24 protein-coding genes are annotated in these 21917 nt (G+C 69.3%); 12 read left to right on the top strand and 12 right to left on the bottom strand.

Going from position 1 to position 21917, the window contains the following annotated elements; genetic code table 11:
* Positions 1 to 485: 485 nt before the first annotated feature.
* Genes qcrB through ctaE form a run of 4 tightly spaced genes read right to left on the bottom strand, consistent with a single transcriptional unit; the run spans position 486 to position 4771 of the window.
* The gene (qcrB, locus tag HFP15_RS27005) at positions 486 to 2138 is read right to left on the bottom strand and encodes a cytochrome bc1 complex cytochrome b subunit (RefSeq protein WP_168519562.1); all 1653 of its coding nucleotides are present in this window, start codon (positions 2136 to 2138) and stop codon (positions 486 to 488) included.
* Entirely contained in the window at positions 2135 to 3277 is a 1143-nt protein-coding gene (qcrA, locus tag HFP15_RS27000; protein ID WP_168519561.1) for a cytochrome bc1 complex Rieske iron-sulfur subunit, read from the bottom strand. The genes qcrB and qcrA overlap by 4 nt, the downstream gene beginning before the upstream one ends.
* Positions 3274 to 4092 carry a cytochrome bc1 complex diheme cytochrome c subunit gene (gene qcrC / locus HFP15_RS26995; RefSeq protein ID WP_168519560.1) on the bottom strand — a complete coding sequence of 273 codons (819 nt, stop codon included), beginning with the start codon at positions 4090 to 4092 and terminating at the stop codon, positions 3274 to 3276. The genes qcrA and qcrC overlap by 4 nt, the downstream gene beginning before the upstream one ends.
* Before the next feature lie 49 nt (positions 4093 to 4141).
* Positions 4142 to 4771: an aa3-type cytochrome oxidase subunit III gene (gene ctaE / locus HFP15_RS26990; protein WP_168519559.1), complete on the bottom strand. Its 630-nt coding sequence runs from the start codon at positions 4769 to 4771 to the stop codon at positions 4142 to 4144.
* 84 nt (positions 4772 to 4855) lie between these two features.
* On the opposite strand from ctaE, the gene HFP15_RS26985 reads away from it, so the two are divergent.
* Genes HFP15_RS26985 through trpD form a run of 3 tightly spaced genes read left to right on the top strand, consistent with a single transcriptional unit; the run spans position 4856 to position 6762 of the window.
* The gene (locus tag HFP15_RS26985) at positions 4856 to 5269 is read left to right on the top strand and encodes a hypothetical protein (RefSeq protein WP_168519558.1); all 414 of its coding nucleotides are present in this window, start codon (positions 4856 to 4858) and stop codon (positions 5267 to 5269) included.
* A gap of 60 nt (positions 5270 to 5329) precedes the next feature.
* On the top strand, positions 5330 to 5740 hold the full coding sequence (locus tag HFP15_RS26980; RefSeq protein WP_168519557.1) for a hypothetical protein: 411 nt from the start codon (positions 5330 to 5332) through the stop codon (positions 5738 to 5740).
* On the top strand, positions 5740 to 6762 hold the full coding sequence (gene trpD, locus HFP15_RS26975) for an anthranilate phosphoribosyltransferase (protein ID WP_168519622.1): 1023 nt from the start codon (positions 5740 to 5742) through the stop codon (positions 6760 to 6762). Before HFP15_RS26980 ends, trpD begins: the two co-directional genes overlap by 1 nt.
* Positions 6763 to 6840: 78 nt before the next feature.
* Here trpD and HFP15_RS26970 read toward each other — a convergent pair whose 3' ends face one another.
* Both HFP15_RS26970 and ctaC read right to left on the bottom strand, forming a co-directional pair.
* Complete coding sequence (locus tag HFP15_RS26970; RefSeq protein ID WP_168519556.1) at positions 6841 to 7260, bottom strand: cytochrome c oxidase subunit 4; 420 nt, start codon at positions 7258 to 7260, stop codon at positions 6841 to 6843.
* A gap of 50 nt (positions 7261 to 7310) precedes the next feature.
* The gene (gene ctaC / locus HFP15_RS26965) at positions 7311 to 8219 is read right to left on the bottom strand and encodes an aa3-type cytochrome oxidase subunit II (protein ID WP_168519555.1); all 909 of its coding nucleotides are present in this window, start codon (positions 8217 to 8219) and stop codon (positions 7311 to 7313) included.
* A 147-nt stretch (positions 8220 to 8366) separates the two neighbouring features.
* Between ctaC and asnB the strand changes: the two genes are divergently transcribed.
* On the top strand, positions 8367 to 10301 hold the full coding sequence (gene asnB, locus HFP15_RS26960) for an asparagine synthase (glutamine-hydrolyzing) (RefSeq protein WP_168519554.1): 1935 nt from the start codon (positions 8367 to 8369) through the stop codon (positions 10299 to 10301).
* Between the two features lie 3 nt (positions 10302 to 10304).
* The gene (locus HFP15_RS26955) at positions 10305 to 10670 is read left to right on the top strand and encodes a VOC family protein (protein WP_168519553.1); all 366 of its coding nucleotides are present in this window, start codon (positions 10305 to 10307) and stop codon (positions 10668 to 10670) included.
* 8 nt (positions 10671 to 10678) lie between these two features.
* Here the strand turns inward: HFP15_RS26955 and HFP15_RS26950 are convergent, their stop codons facing one another.
* A complete protein-coding gene (locus HFP15_RS26950; RefSeq protein ID WP_312871762.1) occupies positions 10679 to 11668 on the bottom strand; it encodes a carbohydrate kinase family protein in 990 nt (329 codons plus the stop codon).
* Between the two features lie 106 nt (positions 11669 to 11774).
* Between HFP15_RS26950 and HFP15_RS26945 the strand changes: the two genes are divergently transcribed.
* The gene (locus HFP15_RS26945) at positions 11775 to 11948 is read left to right on the top strand and encodes a hypothetical protein (protein WP_168519552.1); all 174 of its coding nucleotides are present in this window, start codon (positions 11775 to 11777) and stop codon (positions 11946 to 11948) included.
* 72 nt (positions 11949 to 12020) lie between these two features.
* Here the strand turns inward: HFP15_RS26945 and HFP15_RS26940 are convergent, their stop codons facing one another.
* Positions 12021 to 12386 (bottom strand): HesB/IscA family protein, encoded by a 366-nt coding sequence (locus HFP15_RS26940; RefSeq protein WP_168519551.1) that lies wholly within the window; start codon positions 12384 to 12386, stop codon positions 12021 to 12023.
* A 158-nt stretch (positions 12387 to 12544) separates the two neighbouring features.
* On the opposite strand from HFP15_RS26940, the gene HFP15_RS26935 reads away from it, so the two are divergent.
* On the top strand, positions 12545 to 13201 hold the full coding sequence (locus HFP15_RS26935; RefSeq protein ID WP_168519550.1) for a DUF3043 domain-containing protein: 657 nt from the start codon (positions 12545 to 12547) through the stop codon (positions 13199 to 13201).
* Positions 13202 to 13223: 22 nt separating this feature from the next.
* Here the strand turns inward: HFP15_RS26935 and HFP15_RS26930 are convergent, their stop codons facing one another.
* Positions 13224 to 13943, bottom strand: a complete 720-nt coding sequence (locus HFP15_RS26930) for an IspD/TarI family cytidylyltransferase (protein ID WP_312871761.1) — start codon at positions 13941 to 13943, stop codon at positions 13224 to 13226.
* Positions 13944 to 14001: 58 nt separating this feature from the next.
* On the opposite strand from HFP15_RS26930, the gene cobT reads away from it, so the two are divergent.
* On the top strand, positions 14002 to 15024 hold the full coding sequence (cobT, locus tag HFP15_RS26925; RefSeq protein WP_168519620.1) for a nicotinate-nucleotide--dimethylbenzimidazole phosphoribosyltransferase: 1023 nt from the start codon (positions 14002 to 14004) through the stop codon (positions 15022 to 15024).
* A 52-nt stretch (positions 15025 to 15076) separates the two neighbouring features.
* Here cobT and HFP15_RS26920 read toward each other — a convergent pair whose 3' ends face one another.
* Positions 15077 to 16180 carry a branched-chain amino acid aminotransferase gene (locus tag HFP15_RS26920; RefSeq protein WP_168519548.1) on the bottom strand — a complete coding sequence of 368 codons (1104 nt, stop codon included), beginning with the start codon at positions 16178 to 16180 and terminating at the stop codon, positions 15077 to 15079.
* Between the two features lie 59 nt (positions 16181 to 16239).
* Between HFP15_RS26920 and HFP15_RS26915 the strand changes: the two genes are divergently transcribed.
* Positions 16240 to 16521 carry a hypothetical protein gene (locus HFP15_RS26915; protein WP_168519547.1) on the top strand — a complete coding sequence of 94 codons (282 nt, stop codon included), beginning with the start codon at positions 16240 to 16242 and terminating at the stop codon, positions 16519 to 16521.
* Here HFP15_RS26915 and HFP15_RS26910 read toward each other — a convergent pair.
* Complete coding sequence (locus HFP15_RS26910) at positions 16463 to 17458, bottom strand: hypothetical protein (RefSeq protein ID WP_168519546.1); 996 nt, start codon at positions 17456 to 17458, stop codon at positions 16463 to 16465. The two genes, HFP15_RS26915 and HFP15_RS26910, sit on opposite strands and share 59 nt — an antisense overlap.
* Positions 17459 to 17544: 86 nt before the next feature.
* Between HFP15_RS26910 and HFP15_RS26905 the strand changes: the two genes are divergently transcribed.
* Positions 17545 to 19050: a leucyl aminopeptidase gene (locus HFP15_RS26905; protein WP_168519545.1), complete on the top strand. Its 1506-nt coding sequence runs from the start codon at positions 17545 to 17547 to the stop codon at positions 19048 to 19050.
* 182 nt (positions 19051 to 19232) lie between these two features.
* On the opposite strand, the gene HFP15_RS26900 is transcribed toward HFP15_RS26905, so the two are convergent.
* A complete protein-coding gene (locus tag HFP15_RS26900) occupies positions 19233 to 19565 on the bottom strand; it encodes an oxidoreductase (RefSeq protein WP_168519544.1) in 333 nt (110 codons plus the stop codon).
* A gap of 158 nt (positions 19566 to 19723) precedes the next feature.
* Here HFP15_RS26900 and lpdA point away from each other — a divergent pair, with 158 nt between their 5' ends.
* Both lpdA and HFP15_RS26890 read left to right on the top strand, forming a co-directional pair.
* Positions 19724 to 21097, top strand: coding sequence for a dihydrolipoyl dehydrogenase (gene lpdA / locus HFP15_RS26895; protein ID WP_168519543.1), 1374 nt, complete (start codon positions 19724 to 19726; stop codon positions 21095 to 21097).
* A 57-nt stretch (positions 21098 to 21154) separates the two neighbouring features.
* A partial coding sequence (locus tag HFP15_RS26890; protein ID WP_312871759.1) for a biotin/lipoyl-containing protein occupies positions 21155 to 21917 on the top strand: 763 nt, incomplete at its 3' end.

The raw sequence follows: 21917 nt of genomic DNA, 5'->3' as shown, positions 1-21917 counted from the left end.
CCGTCGCCTGAACACCGCAGGCGACGGGATGACCACACCGCCCGGCGACCCACCTCCCAAGGCGAGACGACCCCGTTCCCGAAGGTCATCCCGGAGCCTGCCCGCCGGCGAGGCATCTTTTCCCCGGTGCCGGTTCCCCCGGTGCCGGTCCGCCCGGTGCCGGTCCCGTCCTCGGCTGCCGGGAACCTCCCCCACCCCGCTCCCCTGAGCGTTCTACGCCGCGCTCGGGCCGTGTCAAGGCCGCCTTCGGCGCCGCTGCGCGGTTGCTGCGCAAGCCTGGACACCGCAGAGCGCGGCGTTGTTCGGCTGGGGATCGGGGCGAGGGAGGTCTGGCGTTCGCTCGGCTTCGCCATCGTTGCCTGCGGCGGTTCGTTGCCTGGTCGCTCGGTGCGGTGGCGCCGCCTGGCGTTGTCCATCCACGTCCATCCACAAAGAAAGAGGCCCCGCCAACCCGGTGGGGGTGGCGGGGCCTCTTCTCTTGCTTGCTAGTGCGACTCCGGCGTGGACCAGCCCGCCGGGACCTCCTGCTCCGAAGGCGCACCGTGGCCGTTGCCCTTGGCACGTTCCAGAGCGGCGCTCTCCTCGGCCGGGTCCGGGGCCAGGATGGTGCCCGGCACCGGGCGTCCGGCCGCACCCAGCGCGTTCATCTTCTTCGGCACCGGCGCGCCCTGGTACTCCAGCGGGATCGCGTGGCCGTGGGCGTCCACACCGCCGAGCGGCTGGTGGACCTCGATGAACTCACCGTGCGGCAGGCGCTTGATGATGCCCGTCTCGATGCCGTGCTCCAGCACCTCGCGGTCCGCCCGCTGCAAGCCGAGGCAGAGCCGGTAGGTGATGAAGTACGCCAGCGGCGGCACCACCAGGATCCCGATCCGGCCGGCCCACGTCGTCGCGTTCAGCGAGATGTCGAAGTGGTAGGCGATGATGTCGTTGAAGCCCGACAGCTCGATCACCATGAAGAACGCGAGCGCCATCACGCCGATGCTGGTGCGGACCGGTGCGTCACGCGGGCGCTGCAGCAGGTTGTGGTGCGCGGTGTCCTTCGACAGCTTGCGCTCGATGAACGGGTACGCGATGAGCAGCCCGATCAGGACCGGCATCCACACCGCACCGGCGAAGAACACCGCCGGGACCGTGTAGTTGCCCAGGTACAGCTCCCACGCGGGGAAGACACGCAGCAGACCGTCCGCCCAGGCCAGGTACCAGTCCGGCTGCGAACCGGCCGACACCTGTGAGGGACTGTACGGTCCGATGTTCCAGATCGGGTTGATCTGGAACACACCCGCCATCAGCGCGATGATGCCGGTGGTCAGGATGAAGAACGCGCTGGCCTTGAGCGCGAAGTACGGCATGATCCGCACGCCGACGACGTTGGTCTCCTTGCGCCGCACACCGGGGAACTGGGTGTGCTTCTGGTACCAGACCAGCGCAAGGTGCGCGCCGACGAGCGCGAGCATGATGCCCGGCAGCAACAGGATGTGCAGCGTGTACATGCGCGGCACGATCACGTCGCCGGGGAACTCGCCGCCGAACAGCGCCCAGTGCAGCCAGGTGCCCATGATCGGCACCGAGAGCACGATGCCCGACAGGGTGGCCCGGACGCCGGTGCCCGACAGCAGGTCGTCCGGCAGCGAGTAGCCGAAGAAGCCCTCGAACATGCCCAGGATCAGCAGCAGCGCACCGATGATCCAGTTCGCCTCACGCGGCTTGCGGAACGCTCCGGTGAAGAAGATCCGGAACATGTGCACCATCATCGCCGCGACGAACACCAGCGCCGCCCAGTGGTGCAGCTGCCGCACGAACAGGCCGCCACGCACGTCGAACGAGATGTCCAGCGTCGTCGCGAACGCCCGGGACATCTCGACGCCCTGGAGGTTCTTGAAGCTGCCGTGGTAGGCGACCTCGGCCATCGACGGGTCGAAGAACAAGGTCAGGTACACGCCCGACAGGATCAGGATGATGAAGCTGTAGAGCGCGATCTCGCCGAGCAGGAACGACCAGTGCGTCGGGAAGACCTTGTTGAACTGGTGGCGGATGCCCTTGGCCAGGCGATACCGCTGGTCCATGTTCTCCCCGGCCTCGGCCGCCTGCCGTTGCAGGAGGCTCGAGCCCTTCGTGGGGGTGGTGAGTGAACTCATGACTTCCGCTCCCAAAAGGCCGGTCCCACAGGCTCGATGAAATCGCCCCGAGCGACCATGTATCCCTCTTCGTTCACGGTAATGGGCAACTGGGCCAGAGCGCGAGTCGCCGGACCGAAGATGGGCTTCGCATAGTGCAGCGCGTCGAACTGCGACTGGTGGCACGGGCAGAGGATCCGGTTGGTCCGCTGCTCATACAGCGAGGTCGGGCAGCCGACGTGGCTGCAGACCTTGGTGTAGGCGTAGTACTCGCCGAAGTTGAAGTCCTCCTGGCCCTTGCGCTTGACGACGCGCTGGGCGTCCTCCGGGCGCAGGCGGATCAACATGACCGGGCTGTCGGACCGCAGGAAGATCGCGGCGAGCTTCTCCGGGTCGTTGCGCTCGGACTCGCGGAACGGGTACACCGTCTCCATCGCGCCGGCGTCGAGATCCTCGGGACGGATCAGCTTCACCTCGTGCGGGTCGCCGGTGTAGCGCCGCATGTAGACCACCTCGTTGGGGGTCTCCTTCATCCACGGCGTGTGCCACAGCGTGTTCGCCGGGTCGCTTTCCTTCCACGGGCTCTTGATGAAGGACGCGACCGGGAGCGCGACCAGGCCGAGGCCGAGCGCACCGCCCGCGAGGCCGACCGACCGCTTGACCAGCGAGCGGCGGGCGATGGTGCTGCGGCTGCCCGCGTCCTCGAGGTGCGCGACGATCGTCTTGCGGTCGATCTCGGCGGAGCCTGTGCCGTTGCCGTCGTGCCGCTCCTGCACCGCGAGCTCGTGCGGGACGAACCGCTTGGTGTACAGGATGATTCCGGCACCGAGCGCGATCACGCAGATGCCGAGCGTGATGCCCAGCATCGGCGTGTAGAGCGAGTACAGGAACGTGCCCTGCTGGCCCGGGGCCTTGTACTGCCACGGCCACCAGATGAGGCTGACCACGAAACCGAGCCCGGCGAGACCGGCGATGGTGAACCACAGCGCCACCACGCGCTCGGCACGCTTCTCGGCCCGGGTGCCCTTGACCGGCCACGGGTCCGGGTAGTCGACGAGCTCGACCCCGTCGAGCCGGCCGCCCAGCTCGAGAAGCTGGTCGCGGTCCATGCCCGCCAGCTCTTCGTCCGACGGGAGGTTCGTCCCCTCGTTGCTGCTCATGCCCTCGATCCAATCCACAGGGTCACACCGACCAGCGCGGCGATACCCACGATCCACGCGATGACGCCCTCGGATGCCGGCCCGAACCCACCGAGCGAGTCGCCACCCGGATTGTTGTTGTTGTCCGACACCGACTTGATGTAGGCGATGATGTCCTTCTTCTCGTCCGGCGTGAGCTGCCGGTCGGAGAACTTCGGCATGTTCTGCGGGCCGGTCAGCATCGCGGTGTAGATCTGGTCCTCGGTGGCCGCGTCCAGCTGGGGCGCGAACTTGCCCGCGGACAGCGCGCCGCCGCGACCGGTGAAGTTGTGACACGAAGCACAGTTGAGGCGGAACAGCTCACCGCCGCGGGCCGGGTCGGAGCCCTGCAGCGCCGCGCCGGTCTCGGCGGGCCGCTCCGGGCCGCCGCCGTTGGCCTGGATGTAGGCGCCGACCGCGTCGATCTCCTCGGGGCTCAGCTTCGGCGGCTTGCGCTCGGCCTGTGCCTCCTGGCGCACCATCGGCATGCGGCCGGAGGAAGTCTGGAAGTACACGGCGGCGTCGCCGACACCGATGAGGCTCGGTCCACGGTCCTGCACACCCTGCAGGTTCGCGCCGTGACAGGTGATGCAGGTGTTGTTGTAGACCTGCTGGCCCAGCCGCAGCTGCGCCGGATCCTCCTGCGCCTGCGCGGTCTGCGCCTTCGGCACGAAGACGGCGTAGATCGCGCCCGCCCCGATCAGCGCGACGCCCAGTGCCAGCAGGCCGGCGATCCGCCTGCGCATCTTGGTGCGCGCGCCGAAGCGACGCCCGGAGGACTTCTTGCTGGTGGTCATCTTGCGGCAACCCTTGCTGTTTGGTGAGTTCGGGACGAGCTGGGTGCGGTCAAGGAAGGATCTCGATGACCGCGAACAGGCCGATCCAGACGATGTCGACGAAGTGCCAGTAGTAGGACACGACGATCGCCGAGGTGGCCTGCGCCGGCGTGAATTTGCTCATCTTGGTGCGGATGAGCAGGAACACGAACGCGACGAGCCCGCCGAGCACGTGAAGTCCGTGGAACCCGGTCGCGACGAAGAAGATCGAGCCCCACGCCCCGGACGGGATGGTCACACCCTCCTTGATGAGGCTGATGTACTCACCGACCTGCCCGCCGATGAAGACCGCGCCCATCAGGAACGTGATGATGTACCAGCGGCGCAGGCCGTAGACGTCACCCTTCTCGGCGGCGAACACGCCGAGCTGACAGGTGAACGACGACGCCACCAGGATGATGGTGAACGGCAGCGAGTACGGGATGTCGAGATGGATCGGCTCGCCGGTCGCCTGGTTGATCGGCGGCCATACGCCGCTCGTGTTCTGCGCCTTGACCGTGAAGAACATCGCGAACAGCCCGGCGAAGAACATGAGCTCGCTGGAGAGCCACACGATCGTGCCGACACTGACCATGTTCGGCCGGTTCAGCGAGTGCACCCGCTGGCTGATGTTGGGAGCTGCCGTTGTCACGAGTCGCATTATGTCTCCCACGAAACCGGCCTGCTTGGTCGGGTCGGCACGTGCGTTGGTCACATCCACCAACACCGAGGGTGAGGATTGCCGGTGAGTTTGCTCGATCGAGTCCGTGACCTGCTGAGAAAGGAGAAAATGCCGGAGCTCACACCCGACACGCCGGGGCTCGCGGTGGTGGCGGAGGCCTTCGAGATCGGCGAGGCGGATTCCGCAGTGCTGGCGAGATCACACTCGTGGCGGGAGAACGAGGTCGCGGTGCTGCGCCACCACCTGTCGCTGCCGGCCGGACGGGTGGCGGAGGCGGGCGGGTTGCTGGCCCAGGACGGGTGGGAATTACGCACGGTGTCCGAATCGGAGGGAACTTCGCGGTTGCACGCCTTGCGCGTCCAGCATCTCGACGCGTTGCACTGCGCCCAGGAACGGTCCCGGATGGCCGGGCTCGCGCAACGGCTCGGCGGCGACTCACTCGGCTGGGACGCACTACAGCCGATGGACTCTCGGTAGTTGGGCGCGCGACCGCTAGCATCAAGGCACCAGTTGCAGCGATGAGGCCGGAGGCTTGACGTGACCGAGCAGCCGATGAGGGTCCTGGTGTTCAGCCACCGGGCGGACGTCCGCGAGTCGATCATGAACGCGATCGGGCGGCGCCCCGCGACCGATCTCGGCCGGGTGAACTACGTCGAGGCCGACGGGGTCGCCGACGTGCTTTCCGAAATGGACGGGGGAGCGATCGACCTGGCGATCCTGGACGGCGAGGCGCAGCCGACCGGCGGCATCGGACTGTGCCGCCAGCTCAAGAACGAGATCGACGACTGCCCGCCGATCGTGATCGCGGTGCGGCGCAAGGACGATCGCTGGCTGGCCACCTGGTCGCAGGCCGACGCCGTCCTCGTGCACCCGCTCGACCCGCTGACCTCCGCCGAGACCGTCGCGGACGTGCTGCGGGGCCAGCGGGTCCCGGCCGTCCAAGCGTGATGGCGCAGACCTGGCCCGCTCTGCTCAGCGTCCTCATCGACGGTGAGGACCTGTCCGCGGAGGACACCGCCTGGGCGATGGACCAGGTGATGTCCGGTGAGGCGACGCCGTCGCAGATCGCCGGTTTCGCCGTCGCGCTGCGCGCGAAGGGCGAGACGCCCGCCGAGATCGCCGGCCTGGCCGAGGCCATGCTCGCGCACGCGCGGCTGGTGCACGTCGACGGCCGCGCCGTGGACATCGTCGGCACCGGCGGCGACCGCTCGGGTTCGGTGAACATCTCGACGATGGCCTCGATCGTGGTGGCCGCGGCCGGCGCACCGGTGGTCAAGCACGGCAACCGTGCGGCATCGTCCAAATCGGGCGCGGCCGACGTGCTCGAAGCGCTCGGCGTCGCGATCGACCTCGACCCGGACCGCGTCCAGAAATGCGTCGCGGAGCTGGGCATCGGGTTCTGTTTCGCGCCGGTGTTCCACCCCGGTTTCCGGCACGCGGGCCCGACCCGCAGCCAGCTCGGCGTACCGACGACGTTCAACCTGCTCGGGCCGCTGACCAACCCGGCACAGCCGAGCGCGGGCATGATCGGCTGCGCCTACCCGGACAAGGTCGAGGTGCTGGCGCGCGTGTTCGCCCGGCGCGGCGGTTCGGTGCTCGTGGTGCGCGGGGACGACGGGCTCGACGAGATCACCACCACCACGACCAGCACGGTCTGGGCCGTTTCCGGTGGCGAGGTCCGGCAGGAAAAGCTCGACCCCGCCGACTTCGGCATCGCGCGGGCCACCGCCGAAGACCTGCGTGGCGGGGACGCCTCGGTCAACGCCGGCGTCGTCCGCGAACTCGTCGCGGGCAAGCCGGGCCCGGTGCGCGACGCCGTGCTGATCAACGCGGCGGGCGCACTGGCCGCGTACACCGGCCTGACCGGCTCGCTGCGCGACGATCTGTCCTCGGCACTGGTGCGGGCCGCGGAAGCGATCGACACGGGCGCAGCGGCCGATCTGCTGGCTCGCTGGGCGGCGTTCCACTGATCGGCGACAGCCGGCCACACGACGAAGGCGCCCCTCCCGGATTCCGGAAGAGGCGCCTTTCGCGTTGGTCGTGCGAGATCACTCGTCGTGGGGGCCGGTGTGGTACTCGAACACCAGACCGCCGACGGTCAGCAGGATGAGCGCACCGGCGACGACGATCATCCAGATGTGGAAGAACGCCAGCGACAGGCCCGCGAAGGCGGCCGAACCGGCGAGCGCGATCGGCCAGTAGCTGCCCGGGCTGAAGAAGCCGAGCTCACCGGCGCCGTCGCTGATCTCGGCGTCCTCGCGGTCCTCGGGGCGGGCCTCGATGCGGCGCGAGACGAACCGCATGTAGCTGCCCGCGATCAGCGCCAGCCCGCCGGTCAGGATCAGCGCGACGAGCCCGACCGGCTCGACGCCGAACCCGCTCCAGAAGTACGTGGTCACGCCGTACACGATCGCGATGAAGAAACAGAACCCCGTGACCAAATCGAAAATACGGGCTTCGACCTTCATGAAGCTGTCCTCACTTCTGTGTCAAACACTCGACTTTGCCCGGTGTGGCCTCAGCCGGAGGCCGTCCGCGCGGTGCGGTCGGTGTTGAACGGCTGCGTTGTCACCGCGTGCGGGGTGCACAGCTGCCCACAGTTCATCGCGGCGAGCGCCTCGGCGGCCGTGTTCGGCAGCCCGGTGGCCGGGTTCACCTGCGTCCGCAGCTGAATGTACTGCTTGTAGAGGTTGTCCGGCAGTGCACGGACCTCGAAGTTCATCATCGAGTGGTACGTGCCGCACAGCTCGGCGCAGCGCCCGACGAACGAACCTTCCTTGTCGATCGTGTTCTGGAACGACGAGTCCTGGTTGTTCCGCTCGGGGTACGGGAAGACGTCGCGCTTGAAGTGGAACTCCGGCACCCAGAACGAGTGGATGACGTCGGTCGAGCGCAGGTTGTACTGGATCGTCTTGCCGGTGGGCAGCACCAGCAGCGGGATCTCACCCGAGTTGCCGACCGTGCGGATCATCTGACCGGTCGCGTCCTTGGGCTCGTTCGGGTAGTCGAACTCCCAGTTCCACTGGAACGCGGTGACGTTGATCGTGACGTCCGGGTTCGGCTTCTTCGCGAGCACCTGGTTCTCGGTGGTCGCGGTGAAGAAGAACAGCACACAGACCATGACCAGAGGCACGACGACGCAGAACAGCTCGAGCGGGACGTTGTACTGGAACTGGCGGGGCAGCTCGGTCGGGTCCGCGTTCTTCTTCTTGCGATGGAACGCCGACGCCCAGAAGATCAGCCCCCACACGATCACCCCGACGACGAGCGCGGCGATGACGGACCAGGTCCACAACCACCGCATCTTGTCGGCCTGCTCGGTGACACCTACCGGCCAGCCGAACCGAAGCACCTCGTCACCGGAGCACCCGGTCGCCAACAGGGCGACGAGCCCGGCCAGCGCGGCGACCTTACCGACCCTCTTCAACCCAGGCCTCCTCGAATTCTGGCGTGACGACCGGAGCCTAGCTGAGCTGACAGCTTCCGCTGACCAAGGGGTAACGGTTGGTGGCGAATCGACCCGGCATACTGGCCCTCACCATCCAGCCCCTACCCCAGAGGTGTGTGATTACGCGTGTGCGGCCTGCTCGGACTCGTGTGTCCCAGTGAGAAAGACGCGGTCAACGCCCGTGCGGCGGTCGGCGCGGCCCTGCGCTGCCAGCGTCACCGCGGACCGGACGAGACGGACACCTGGGCCGATTCCGAGGTGGTCTACGGCTTCAACCGGCTCGCGTTCATCGACGTCGAGCACGCCCACCAGCCGCTGGTGTGGGGTCCGCCGGAATCGCCCCAGCGGTACACGCTGAACTTCAACGGCGAGATCTACAACTACCGTGAGCTGCGAGAACGCCTCGTCACCGAGCACGATGCGAAATTCGCCACAGAGGGCGACGGCGAAGCCATCGTGGCGGCCTACCACTACTGGGGCCCGAACGCGGTGAGCAGGCTGCGCGGCATGTTCGCGTACCTGATCTGGGACGCCGACGAGAAGGTCCTGCACGGGGCACGCGATCCGTTCGGCATCAAGCCGCTGTTCTACTCGGCGGGGCCCGGCGGCACGGCCTTCTCCAGCGAGAAGAAGAGCCTGCTGGAGCTTTCCGGCGTCCTCGGCGTCAAAGAGGAGCTGGACACCAAGGCCCTGCAGCACTACCTGACGCTGCAGTACGTGCCGGAGCCCGAATCGCTGCACACCGGTGTCCGCCGGATCGAATCCGGCACCTCGTTCACGATCACCCCCGGCGGTGAACTGAAGCAGGAGCGGTACTTCTTCCCGCAGTTCAACGCCAAGCCGGTCAACGGCGACGCCGAGGCGAAGGCGCTGCACGAGCGCATCGCCGACGTGATGCGCGACTCGGTCGCCAAGCACATGATCGCCGACCCCGACATCACCGTCGGCACGTTCCTCTCCGGCGGCATCGACTCGACCGCGATCGCCGCGCTGGCCAAGGAACACAACCCGAACCTGATCGCGTTCACGACCGGCTTCGAACGCGAGGGCTACTCCGAGGTGGACGTCGCGGCCGAGTCCGCGGCGGCCATCGGCGTGAAGCACGTCGTGCGCACCGTCACCGCGGACGAGATGATGGAGGCGCTGCCGCTGATCGTCTGGTACCTCGACGATCCGGTCGCGGACCCCGCGCTGGTCCCGCTGTGGTTCATCGCGCGGGAGGCACGCAAGCACGTCAAGGCCGTGCTCTCCGGCGAGGGCTCCGACGAGCTGTTCGGCGGCTACACGATCTACAAGGAGCCGATCTCGCTCGCGCCGTTCGAGAAGGTGCCCGGCGGGCTGCGGAAGCTGCTCGGCAGGATGTCCGAGCTGATTCCCGAGGGCACGCGCGGCAAGAGCCTGCTCGACCGCGGTTCGATGACGCTGGAGCAGCGCTACTACGGCAACGCCCGCAACTTCCGCGACGAGCAGTTGCGCGCGGTGCTGCGCGACTTCGCCGAGGGCGTCGGCCACCAGGACGTGACCGCCGAGCACTACCGCACCTCGGCGGGCTGGGACCCGGTGGCGCGGATGCAGCACGTGGACCTGTTCACCTGGCTGCGCGGGGACATCCTGGTCAAGGCGGACAAGATGACCATGGCCAACTCGCTGGAGCTGCGGGTGCCGTTCCTGGACGCCGAGGTGTTCAAGGTCGCGGCCGGGATCCCGATCGACCAGAAGATCACCAAGGAGACCACCAAGTACGCGCTGCGCCGCGCGCTGGACGGGATCGTGCCCGCGCACGTGCTCAACCGGCGCAAGCTCGGCTTCCCGGTGCCGATCCGGATCTGGCTGCGCGACGAGATGTACGACTGGGCGCGCGGCATCATCAACGACTCGCAGACCGACGCGCTGCTGGACAAGCAGGCCGTGCTGGCGCTGCTGGACGAGCACAAGGCGGGCCAGTTCGACCGCAGCCGCCAGATCTGGGCGCTGCTGGTGTTCATGCTCTGGCACGGCATCTTCATCGAGCACCGGATCAAGCCCGAGGTGCCCGAGCCCGCCTACCCGGTCAAGATCTGAACCATGATTCATCACGTGCAGGTGGCGTGCCCGGCCGGCAGCGAGGACCGCGTCCGGGCGTTCTACCACGGCGTGCTCGGCTGGGAGGAGCTGCCCAAGCCGCCGCTGCTCGCGGTGCGGGGCGGGTGCTGGTTCCGGGTGCCCGGCGTCGGCGGTCCCGACGGTGAGCTGCACGTCGGCGTGGAAGCGGACTTCCGCCCCGCCCGCAAGGCGCATCCGGCCTTCGTGGCCGACGTCGACGCCGTGGCCGAGGCCGTCGGCGCCGCCGGCTACGAGGTGCACTGGGCCGACCCGGCGGAGATCCCCGGCCGGCGCCGCTTCCACACGTTCGACGCCGTGGGCAACCGGGTCGAGTTCCTCGACCGCTGAGCCGCCCCTCAGGCGTTGATGACCTCGCCGATCTCCACGGCGGCGTCCGTGCCGTAGGCGTCGGACACGCGCTTGAGGGCGCTCGCGGGGTCGAGCTGCCATTCCTGGGTGCCCACGGTCTCCAGCACCAGCACGGCGATCAGCGAACCGAGCTGCGCCGACCGCTCCAGGGTCAGGCCCCGGTGCAGCCCGGCGAGGAAACCGGCCCGGAAGCCGTCCCCGACGCCCGTCGGGTCGGCCTTCGCGTGCTCGGGGACGGCGGCGACCTTGAACGACGTGCCGTCGGCGCCGACGATCTCGACCCCGTGCTCGCCGAGCGTGGTCACCCGGTAGGCGACCTCGCCGAGCACGTCGGACTCGCTCCAGCCCGTCTTCTGGCGCAGCAGCTCCCACTCGTAGTCGTTGGTGAACAGGAACTTCGCGCCCGCGACGAAGGCGCGCGCCTGCTCGCCGGTCATGCGCGCGAGCTGCTGGGACGGGTCGACCGCGAACTCGTAGCCGCGCTGGCGGCATTCCTCGGCGTGGCGGAGCATGCCGTCGGGGTCGTCGGGGCTGATCAGCACCGTGCCCAGCCCGCCGACGCGGTCGGCGATCGGCTTCAGCTCGATGTTGCGGGCCTCGGCCATCGCGCCCGCGTAGAAGGTCGCGATCTGGTTGAGGTCCTCGTCGGTGGTGCACACGAAACGGGCGGTGTGCGCGACCTCGGAGACGTGCACGCCGGAGGTGTCGACGCCGTGACGCTCCAGCCAGGCGCGGTAGTCCGCGAAGTCGTCGCCGACCGCGCCCACCAGCACCGGCGCCACACCCAGCACGCCGAGGCCGAAGGCGATGTTGGCGCCGATCCCGCCGCGCCGGACGACGAGGTCGTCGGCGAGGAAGCTCAGCGAGATGCGGTGCAGCTGGTCCGCGACGAGCTGTTCGGCGAATCTGCCAGGGAAGTGCATGAGATGGTCGGTTGCGATACTGCCGGACACCGCGATCTTCGCGTTTCCTGCCACCAGTGCTCCCTGCTGTTACGAAGTTACCCGCCGGTCATAGCCCGTCGGAGGTAATTCAGCGCCGCGCAACGACCCTACCCTCAAGTAAGGGCCTAGCGTCGCCGTCGTGACCACGTCGACCGAACCCGAGAACCTCGCAGAGCTGATCAGCGACTGCGCCGACATCCCAGCGGGCCTGCGGGTCCGGCGGGAAGCCACACCCCGTCCGCCGGCCCCGCGAGGCTGGTCCGTGGACGAGGCGTGCCACTCCACCGTCGCCGACCTGGACGACTACGCCTGACTTCCCGCCACGAGCGCAGGAAAACGGGCGCTGGTCACAAGTGAAGTGACCAGCGCCCGTTTCGTGTCCGGATCAGTGGAAAGAGTCGCCGCAGGCGCAGGAGCCGGTGGCGTTCGGGTTGTCGATCGTGAAGCCCTGCTTCTCGATCGAGTCCACGAAGTCGATCACGGCCTCCTGGACGTACGGCGCGCTCATCCGGTCGACGGCCACACGCAGGCCGTTGAAGTCGCGGAACAGGTCGCCGTCGAGCTCGCGCTCGTCGAAGAACAGTTGGTAGCGCAGACCCGCGCAGCCGCCCGGCTGCACCGCGATACGCAGGTGCATGTCGTCGCGGCCCTCCTGCTCGAGCAGGGCCTTCGCCTTGGCAGCGGCGGCGTCGGTCAAGGTCACGCCGTGAGTGGCTTCGGTCTGCGGGGCGCCGGTCTCAGCGGTCGTCATGGCTCTCCCTCGGTGTTGCTGGGGTGGGCAGGGGTGCCTCCTGAACCGGATCAACACTCCCAGGGCCCGTTCTGTTCCCTGCCGTGGCGTTATGTTCATGGTCGCACATGTTTCGACCGGCTGAACACCGACGGTGCGGTCTGGAATATCCTGGCTGCGTGAGGTTTCTACGTCGCAGCAGCGCAACCACCGAGGACAGCCCGGAGAACGAGGCGGCCGAGGTGGCCGAAAGCGTCGAATCTCACAGGGCGAACTACACGCCGGGCAAGGGCAAGCCCACCCCGAAGCGCAAGGAAGCCGAGGGCAAGCGCCGCGGCCCGGTCGCTCCGCCGCCGCGCACGATGCGCGAGGCGATGAAGCGCAACAAGGAGCTGCGCAAGGCCAACCCGGTCAGCAAGGAAGACCGTCGCGCCGCCGCCAAGGAGCGGCAGGCGCGCATGGCCGCCGGTGACGAGCGCTACCTGCTGCCGCGGGACAAGGGCCCGGTCAAGGCGTACGTGCGGGACCTGGTCGATGCGCGGCGCAACCTGCTGGGGCTGTTCATGCCGCTGGCGGTGCTGGTGTTCGTCGCGATGCTCGTGCCGTACCCGCGCATCCAGACCTACGCCACGCTGATCTGCATGGTGATGCTGCTCGCGATGGCCGTCGAGGGCTTCCTGTCCGGCCGGCGGATCGCGCGGCTGGCGCGGGAGAAGTTCCCGAAGGAGACGGTCAACGGCCGCTCGGTCGGCTGGTACGCCTTCGTCCGGGCCACGCAGATCCGCAAGCTGCGCATGCCCAAGCCGCGCGTGCAGCCCGGCGAAGCGGTGAGCTGACCGGCGCCGGCGAGCACACGCCTCAGCGCGCCGAGGTCAGCACCTGTTCGGCGACGACGAGGTCGTGCGGATAGGTGACCTTGAAGTTGCGTTCCTCACCCGGCACCCACCGCACCGGCAGCGACGAGAACCGCTCCATGACCGACGCGGTGTCGGTGCCTTCGAAGCCTTCCCGCGCCGCCTGTTCGTAGGCCTCCAGCAGCGGACGCGCCCGGAAGCCCTGCGGAGTCTGGGCGCGCACGACGGTGCCGTCGGGGCGGCCGGCGAGCAAGTCGCCCTCCCCCGCCGCGTGGATGTCGTCGGCGGCCAGTCCGGGCATCGCGCCGCCGTGTTCCCGTGCCGAGGCCAGCACGGCGTTGATCAGCGCGGGGGTGACCAGCGGCCGTGCCGCATCGTGGATGAGCACGGCGTCGATGACGTTCTCGTCGATGCGCGTCGCCAGGTGCCGCAGGGCGCGCAGCTCGGACTCCTGCCGCGTGCGTCCACCGTGGACGACCTCGACGGCCGCGCCGTCCACCTCGTGCTCGAGCACCGCTTTCACGAGCTCGTCGTCCTGCGGTCGCACGACCAGCACGATCGCCCCGATCGCCGGGACCCGCGCGAACGACCCGATCGACCACGACACGATCCGGCGCCCGGCCAGCGGCAGGTACACCTTGTTCAGGCTCGCCCCGACGCGTGTGCCCGCCCCGCTTGCCAGGACCACACCGGCGGCGAACGGGATCCCTCGTGGTGTCGGCACGAGGCGGATCATACGGAGCCGCGGGACACTCACCACCGTCACTCGGCCGGACGGCTAGATTGCCCCCGTGACTCCTGAGTTTCCCGCCGTGCCGCAGCCCGACGAGCCCACCCGTGCGCTGGCCCGCAGCCGCCACGCCGCGCTGGCCAAACCCGCGGGGTCACTCGGCACGCTCGAGGATCTCGGTGCCTGGGTGGCCGCGTGCCAGGCCGCCTGCCCGCCCCGCCCGTTCACGCGGCCGCGCGTGGTGATCTTCGCCGGGGACCACGGGATCGCGGCCAAGGGCGTCTCGGCGCAGCCCGCCGGGACGACCGCGCGGCTGTTCACCACGCTGCTCGACGGGAACGGGGTCACCAACGCGCTCGCGTCGGTCGCGGGAGCGGGTCTGCGGGTCGAGGACATCGCCGTGGACGCCGACACGCCCGGTGCGAAATTCAAGGTGCGCAAGGGTTCCGGCTCGATCGACGTCGAGGACGCGCTGAGCGCGGACGAGGTCGCGGCCGCGCTCAAGGCGGGCGCCGACATCGCCGACGCCGAGATCGACTCCGGCGCCGACCTGCTCGTCGCGGGCGATCTCGGGGTCGGCGTGACCACGCCGTCGTCCGTGCTGATCGCCGCGCTCACCGGCACCGAACCGGTCGCCGTCGTCGGTCGCGGGTCCGGGATCGACGACAACGCCTGGATGCGCAAGGCCACCGCGATCCGGGACGCGCTCCGCCGCGCGCGAGCCGTGCTCACCGATCCGGTCGCGCTCCTGCGTACCGCCGGCGGCGCGGACCTCGCGGCGATGACCGGTTTCCTCGCGCAGGCCGCGGTCCGGCGCACCCCGGCGCTGATCGACGGGCTGCCCGCGGCGGCCGCCGCACTGGTCGCCGAGGAACTCGCGCCGAACGCGCGCTGGTGGTGGCTGGCCTCGCACCGCTGCACCGAGCCCGCCCACGCGATCGCGCTGGACCACCTCGACCTCAGCCCGGTGCTCGATCTGCACATCGGGCTGGGCCAGGCCTCGGGCGCGCTGGCCGCGCTCCCCCTGCTGCGGATGGCGGCCCACCTGCTCAGCGACGTCGCCGAAATGCCGTGAGGGACCCGTTCCTGGCGCTCTGAGCCAGGAACGGGTCCCTCACGGGAACAGGTCAGGACAGTTTGTGCATCCAGCCGTGCGGGTCGGGGCGGGTGCCCTCCTGGATGCCGGTCAGCTCGGCGCGCAGCTTCATGGTCAGCTCACCGGGCTCGCCACCGTTGACGAGGAACTCGCCTTCGGCGTGCTTCACCCGGCCGACCGGCGTGATCACGGCGGCGGTACCGCACGCGAACACCTCGGTCAGCTCACCCGAGGCCGCCGCCTTCTCCCACTCCTCGGTGGAGATGCGGCGCTCCTCGACGGCGAGGCCGTTGTCCTTGGCCAGCTGCAGCAGCGAACTGCGGGTGACGCCGGGAAGCAGCGAACCGCTCAGCTCGGGCGTGACCACCTTCGCGTCGGCACCCGAGCCGAAGACGAAGAACAGGTTCATCCCGCCCATCTCCTCGACCCAGCGGCGCTCGTTCGCGTCGAGCCACACCACCTGATCGCAGCCCTGCTCCACGGCCTGCGCCTGAGCGAGGAAGGACGCCGCGTAGTTGCCCGCGCACTTCGCGAACCCGGTGCCGCCGGGCGCGGCACGCACGTACTCGGTGGACAGCCACACGCTCACCGGCTTCACGCCGCCGGTGAAGTAGCTGCCCGCGGGCGAGCCGATGAGGATGTAGAGGTACTCGCTCGCCGGCGCGTTCACGCCGAGGCCCACCGAGGTGGAGATCATGAACGGCCGCAGGTACAGGGTCTCGCCCGGGGTGCCGGGCACCCACCGGTTGTCCACCGCGATCAGCTCGTGCAGCGATTCCACGAACAGCTCCTCGGGCAGTTCCGGCATCGCGAGCCGGCGCGCGGAGGTGCGGAAGCGGGCCGCGTTGGCATCCGGCCGGAACGCGGCGATGGAACCGTCGGGCTGGCGGTAGGCCTTGAGACCCTCGAAGATCGCCTGGCCGTAGTGCAGCACGGACGTGGCCGGGTCCAGCGTGACGGGCTCGTAGGCGCGCACGGCACCGTCGTGCCAGCCGCGCTCGGTGCTGTAGCGGATCGTGACCATGTTGTCCGTGAAATACGTCCCGAAGCCCGGGTTCGCCAGTACCTCGGCTACACGCTCCGCGGAGGCGGGAGACGTGTTCGGGGTACGGGTGAAGGGCATCGTGGTCGTCATTCGATCAGAATATCTCTTTGTTGGACGTCCGAGAATTCCTCCTCCCCTACGATGAGGGCGTGACCACCAACAGTGTCTCCGCTGGCACCGGCTCCGACGTGCGGACTTTCCTGGCGGCCGCGCTGCTCACCTTCGGCACCGGCGTGCTGGTGCTGGACGGCTACATCATGCTGGACGTGTTCGGCGGCATCCTCGGTCTCGTCGGCGCCGTCTTCGGGATCGTCTGGTGGCGCAGCAAGTTCGACAAGGTGTTTCCGCGCGACCTGCCGGTGAAGGCGGTCGTCATTCTGGCGGTCGTGGACGCGGTGCTGACCCTGCTCGCGTTCCTGTTGATCGCCTAGCCACCACCGCGACGGCGATCACCGCGACCGCGAGCAGCAGATACAGCGGCGGCAGCCACGCCAGCAGGGTGATCGCGAATGCCGCGCCGAGCACCGCGCGCACGTCCCGGCGCCGCATCGACAACGTCAGCAGGCTGCTGATCAGCACCTCCGCGAGCGCGATCGCCGCGGCCAGCAGCAGCGCCCGCACCGGATCCAGCAGCGCCGCGCCCACCGCGGCGGCCAGCCCGCCCGCGACCGGCGGCAGGTCACCACGTGTCTCGCGGAACGCACCCAACGCGGCCGACACCGTCGCGATCACCGCGACCCCGGCGAGCAGCGGTTCGATCGGCTGACCGTCCACAGCGGCCAGCAGATCGCGCAGCGGCACGCCGGAGAGTCCGAGCCGGACCGGGCCGAGCTGGTACAGGGCCACCCCGCACACCACGAGCGCGGCTCCGACCGATCCGGCCAGCCACCAGTTCACCTTGGCCTCGCGGCGATACAGCAGCGGGAACAGCGCCGCACCCGCGGCGAACATCCCCGTCGCGCCCGGGCCGCCGCCGGTCCCGCGCTCGGGTGAAATCGCCAGACAGAGCGCGATCAGGCCGGCACCGACGACGAGCAGGATCCCGAGCACCCACGCCCGCAGGAACCGGGGCAGCGCGACACCGAACGTGCTAGCCACGGTCACCACCAGCACGAACGCGACGGCGGCGAACGCGCGATGCCCGGGCACGAGGTAGGCGCCGAACACCGACGCGTACACGGGCACGACGGCCAGCCGTACCGCGTACCGCGCGCCCCCGACCAGCGGCTCGGCACGCTCGGGCACCGGGGCCGGCCGCGCGGCGCACCACGCGAGGATCCCGGCCAGCGCCACCCCGGCGGGCAGCCACCAGCCTGCGGCCGCGGCTCCGGCCGCCACGGCGATCAGCAGCCCCGCACCCAGCCGCACGGCCGCCACCTGCCTTTCTGCACTCTTTCACCGCTCATTAGCATGGCTCACGATTGACATCCACCTCAGTGCGCGAGGAGCCATAAGTGACCGTGCCGAAGTTTGCCCTGTACGAGAACGCCGAGACCGCGCTGGCCAAGAGTCGCGCCGAGGTCGTGGTGATCGGCCTGCTCCAGGGCGAGAAGGCGGGCGTGCTCGCACCCGGCGCGGAGGCCGTGGACAAGGCGTTCGACGGGAAGCTCGAAAGCGTGCTGTCCTCGCTGGGCGCGAGCGGCAAGGCCGAGGAGATCGTCAAGGTGCCGACGCTGGGCAAGCTCGGCGCGGACATCGTCGTCTCGGTCGGTCTCGGCAAGCCGGGCGAGGACGGCGGCGTCAGCGCGGAGCAGGTGCGCCGCGCGCTGGGTGCGGCCGCGCGCTCGCTGGCCGGCACCGCCCGCGCGCTCGTGTTCCCGTCCACGCTGGACCTGCAGGCCGCGGTCGAGGGCACCGCGTTGGGCGCGTACAAGTTCACCGCCTACAAGTCGGAGCCGGGCGACGCGCCGCTGGCCGCGGCCGAGTTCGTGCAGCCCGCCGAGGGCACCGCGCGGGCGCACAAGGCCACGCTCAAGGCGGCCACCGCGATCGCCGAGTCGGTGATCATCGCGCGTGACCTCATCAACACCCCGCCCAACGACCTGTTCCCCGCCTCGTTCGCCGAGCGCGCGAAGAAACTGGCCGACGAGGCCGGTCTCGACTTCGAGGTGCTCGACGAGAAAGCCCTGAAGCGCAAGGGTTTCGGCGGCATCCTCGGCGTCGGCGGCGGTTCGTCGCGACCGCCTCGGCTGCTGCGCGTCGGCTACAAGGGACCGAAGGCGGGCAAGAAGATCGCCTTGGTCGGCAAGGGAATCACGTTCGACTCGGGCGGTATCTCGATCAAGCCCGCGGCCAACATGGACCACATGACCTCCGACATGTCCGGCGCCGCGGCGGTGCTGGCGTCGGTGGTGCTGGCGGCGAAGCTCAAGTACCCGCTGGAGGTCACCGCGCACATCCCGCTCGCGGAGAACCTGCCCTCGGGCACGTCGTACCGGCCCGGTGACGTGCTGAGCATGTACGGCGGCAAGACGGTCGAGGTGCTCAACACCGACGCCGAAGGCAGGCTGGTACTGGCCGACGCGATCGTGCGCGCCGCCGAGGAGGACCCGGACTACCTGATCGAGACCTCGACGCTGACCGGCGCGCAGATCGTGTCGCTGGGCAACCGCACGGCCGGGATCATGGGCTCGGACGAGTTCCGGGACCGGGTCGCCGCGATCGCCCAGGCCACCGGCGAGGGCGGTTGGCCGATGCCGTTGCCCGACGAACTGCGCGGCGACCTCGACTCGCGGATCGCGGACCTCGCCAACGTCACCGGCCACCGCTGGGGCGGGATGCTCGCCGCCGGGATCTTCCTGCGCGAGTTCGTCGCCGACGGTCTGCCGTGGGCGCACATCGACATCGCGGGCCCGTCGTTCAACACCAGCGGCCCGTGGGGCTACACCGGCAAGGGCGGCACGGGCGTGCCGGTCCGGACCATCGCAGCCGTGCTGGCGGACATCGCCGACGCAGGCTGACAGGCCGCGAAGGCCCCTCACCGGCGACGGGAAGCGCAGCCGAGCAAACGCCAGACCTCCCACACCCGACCGGGACCGGAAAAAGATGCCTCGCCGGCGGGCAGGCTCCGGGATGACCTTCGGGAACGCGGTCATCTCGCCTTGGGAGGTGGGTCGCCGGGAGGGCGGCTTCGTTTGTTTGCTTACTTGCCTTGGTTCTTCATGCGCTGTGTGTATTCGCGCATTCGCTTCGGGTAACCGACCTTCGCGACTTCGTACACGGGGATTCCGTGCTTGCGGCCGAACCGCTGCGCTTCGTCCAGGCTGCCGATGCGGCGGCGGGTCCATTCCCCGTCGTGCGCGATGAGCACCACCGTCGTCTCGGTGACGCTGGTGCGGGGCTCGACGTAGGCCTCCACGCCGCGCCGCGCGGCCGACCACGTCTCGAGGTGCCGGGTGTCACTCTCGCTGGCCCGGCGCATCGTGCCTGGCCTGCGTTTCCTGCGCAGCGAGTCGAACAGACCCACCTCGACCACCCCATCTCCGACTGCTTCGTCACACCATTATCCCGGTGATCACGAATGCGCCGAGTAACACACCCGGCTACCTCGCAAGCATGAAGTCCCTAGTGACAAGATGATGAGGGCCAAGACGTAATGCGACGCTAAGACGACGCTCATCGAGGAGAATTGACGTGACCGACACCTCCGCCGACCTGGTGATCCTTGGTGGCGGATCGGGCGGCTACGCCGCGGCTTTCCGCGCGGCAGAGCTAGGCCTTTCCGTAATCCTGATCGAGAAGGACAAGCTGGGCGGAACCTGCCTGCACCGTGGCTGCATTCCGACCAAGGCGCTCCTGCACGCGGCGGAGGTCGCGGACACGGCACGTGAGGGCGAGCAGTTCGGCGTCAAGACCACCCTCGAGGGCATCGACATCGCGGGCGTCAACAAGTACAAGGACCAGATCGTTTCGCGGCTCTACAAGGGCCTGCAGGGACTGGCCAAGGCCCACAAGGTCACTCTCGTGGAAGGCACCGGCACCTTCGTCGGCGGCACCAGCGTCGAGGTCGAGGGCACCCGCTACACCGGCAAGAACCTCTTGCTCGCCACCGGCTCCTACTCCAAGACGCTGCCCGGCCTCGAACTCGGCGGCCGCGTCATCGCCAGTGAGGAAGCGCTGTCGCTGGACTACATCCCGGAGAAGGTCGTCGTGCTCGGCGGCGGCGTCATCGGGGTCGAGTTCGCCAGCGTGTGGGCCTCCTTCGGGGTGGACGTCACCATTGTGGAAGCACTGCCGAGGCTCGTTCCGAACGAGGACGAGTTCGCCTCCAAACAGCTCGAGCGGGCCTTCCGCCGCCGCAAGATCGCCTTCAAGACCGGCGTGAAGTTCACCGGCGCCAAGCAGGACGACAACGGCGTGAGCGTGTCCCTGGAATCGGGCGAGACGCTGGAAGCCGATCTGCTGCTCGTCGCCGTCGGCCGCGGCCCCAACACCGCCGGCCACGGCTACGAGGAGGCCGGGGTCCGGATGGAGCGCGGTTTCGTGCTCACCGACGACCGGCTGCGCACCAACCTGCCCAACGTGTACGCCGTCGGCGACATCGTGCCGGGCCTTCAGCTCGCGCACCGCGGCTTCCAGCAGGGCATCTTCATCGCCGAGGAGATCGCGGGCCTGAACCCCCGCGCGATCGACGAGTCCGGTATCCCGCGCGTCACCTACTCCCACCCCGAGGTCGCCTCCGTCGGCCTGACCGAGGCCGCCGCCAAGGACAAGTTCGGCGCCGGGGTCACGACGTTCACCTACGACCTCGCGGGCAACGGCAAGAGCCAGATTCTCAAGACTTCCGGCGCGGTGAAGCTCGTGAAGGCGCCGGACGGCCCGGTGGTCGGCCTGCACCTGGTCGGCGACCGCGTCGGCGAGCTGATCGGGGAAGCCCAGCTGATCTACAACTGGGAAGCCTTCCCCGAGGACGTCGCGCCGCTCGTCCACGCCCACCCCACCCAGACCGAGGCCCTCGGCGAAGCACACCTTGCCCTTGCCGGCAAGCCGCTGCACGTGCACAGCTGACGCGAACCTCTACCGCCACAGACCACAGCAACAAGATTCAAAGGGAGTCAGCGAACGATGGCCTACTCCGTCACATTGCCGGAGCTCGGGGAGAGCGTCACGGAGGGCACAGTCACCCGGTGGCTGAAGCAGGAAGGTGAGACGGTCGCGGTCGACGAGCCGCTACTGGAGATCTCCACCGACAAGGTCGACACCGAGGTCCCCTCGCCCGTCGCGGGCACGCTGCAGCGGATCGTCGCCAAGGAGGACGAGACCGTCGAGGTCGGCGGCGAGCTCGCGGTGATCGACGACGGTTCCGGCGGAGGCTCCGCCGCACCGGCCGCGCCCGCCGAGCCCGCGCAGCAGGCGCAGCCGGAGCCCGAGCCCGAGCCCGAGCCGCAGCAGGCCCCGCAGGGCTCGCCCGCGGTGGACGGTGCGCCGAAGCCGACCGCGCAGCCCGCGCCGAGCGGGTCCGCGCAGGGCACCCCGGTCACCCTGCCCGAGCTGGGCGAGAGCGTCACCGAGGGCACCGTCACCCGCTGGCTCAAGCAGGTCGGTGACTCGGTCGCGGTCGACGAGCCGCTGCTGGAGATCTCGACCGACAAGGTCGACACCGAGGTCCCCTCGCCCGTCGCGGGCACGCTGCTGGAGATCAGCGTGAACGAGGACGAGACGGTCGAGGTCGGTGGCAAGCTCGCCGTCATCGGTGACGCCTCCGCCGCGCCCGCCGCTCCGGCGCCCGCGCCGCAGCCCGAACCGGAGCCGAAGCCCGAGCCCACGCCGGCTCCGCAGCAGCAGGCGCCTGCCCCGCAGGCACCGGCCCAGCCCGCCACGCCGCCCC

The sequence above is a fragment of the Amycolatopsis acididurans genome (assembly GCF_012328925.1).
Taxonomy (GTDB): domain Bacteria; phylum Actinomycetota; class Actinomycetes; order Mycobacteriales; family Pseudonocardiaceae; genus Amycolatopsis_E; species Amycolatopsis_E acididurans.
Note: the sequence above shows the minus strand (reverse complement) of the source record. Positions and strands in the feature narration are given on the sequence as shown.